Source organism: Roseburia sp. 1XD42-69 (genome assembly GCF_003612565.1).
Lineage (GTDB): Bacteria > Bacillota > Clostridia > Lachnospirales > Lachnospiraceae > Roseburia_B.
In genome coordinates this window covers 1-1,083 of the sequence record NZ_RAZG01000228.1, presented here as the reverse complement: position 1 = coordinate 1,083, position 1,083 = coordinate 1, and the positions used below count along the sequence as shown (strand labels likewise).

General features: G+C 32.2%; 2 protein-coding genes. Both read right to left on the bottom strand.

All coding sequences use genetic code 11. The features are described 5' to 3' along the window. Positions 1–136 precede the first annotated feature (136 nt). Complete coding sequence (locus tag D7Y06_RS25260) at positions 137–559, bottom strand: type II toxin-antitoxin system VapC family toxin (protein WP_120410212.1); 423 nt, start codon at positions 557–559, stop codon at positions 137–139. Then, complete coding sequence (locus tag D7Y06_RS25255; protein WP_120410211.1) at positions 546–770, bottom strand: hypothetical protein; 225 nt, start codon at positions 768–770, stop codon at positions 546–548. Before D7Y06_RS25255 ends, D7Y06_RS25260 begins: the two co-directional genes overlap by 14 nt. Between the last annotated feature and the right edge of the window lie 313 nt (positions 771–1,083).

Below are 1,083 nucleotides of genomic sequence, written 5' to 3'. Positions count from 1 at the left end.
ATGCTTTTCATAATTTTAACATTTTGATTTTCCGTCTAAACAAGTTTGACTGATTTTAAAATATTTAGTTTCCAGTCTGTTACGCTTTCTGTAGCTTTCTCACTTCCATTTCCTTTAAAAAACTCTCCCACCTTCACTATATATCTTCCATTGTCATACATGGAAGTTCTTTTTCTTGTCGAAGCTGTTTATCATTCGTAAAGAACATATCGCATTCTTTTACTATTGCTGTCGCAATCTGTAATGCATCCATAGCTTTAAAGTTTTTATATTGTCCCCTAATTTTTGCCCCTTGTTCAGCTATATTTGAATCAATATCTACTACTTCAATATTCATATACTCAATAAACCTTTTAAAATTGTCCACATATTCCACTTTCCCATTGCTATATGGCAGCACAAGGTATTCTTCAATAGTAAGCGTAGAAGTTACAATCTGTATATTTTCTTTAGTGCATTTTGTAAAAAACTTACCTATTGATTCCATATAACGGGAACTATTTTCCAAAAAATATATGAATGGGGCTGTGTCAATAAATACTTTTTTAAAATCTGTCATTGTCCCTTAACTCCCTTACATACTTATCCGCATCCTGTCCACGCTCTGTCGATTCCATTACAAACTGGTTTATATCTACAATTTCCTTTTCTTTTACATCTGTTGTTCCCAATAGTCCATTTACGCCCTGCATAATCTGAATTACAAAACCCAGTTTATCTTCTGGTACTTTTTCCAGCATTTGAATTGCTTCCTGTCTGATTGCTGTCATATAAAACCTCCTGATTTTCCTTTTTAATCACCCAATGTTCTAAATCTGATTTTAATCAGTGTACTGTTTAAATATTCTGCATACACATAGTATACATTAGATTTTGACATATTACAACTTTATCATTAATAACAGTCTGGCAGAATATTTTCCACCAAAATGTTATGGACTGCCTATATTGTTATTCGTAACTTTACCTACTCCCAATTACCCGAAAATTCTTCAAATTAAAAGAAGGTACACGGGAGTTTGACAGTTTCATATTTCAAAAAATCCTTACAGGCCTTATAAAGCCTGACTTTTTTATGTCAAA

Bases quoted from the DNA above. Each gene is read 5' to 3' on its own strand.
- D7Y06_RS25260 (WP_120410212.1), bottom strand. From the start codon at position 559: ATGACAGATTTTAAAAAAGTATTTATTGACACAGCCCCATTCATATAT.
- D7Y06_RS25255 (WP_120410211.1), bottom strand. From the start codon at position 770: ATGACAGCAATCAGACAGGAAGCAATTCAAATGCTGGAAAAAGTACCA.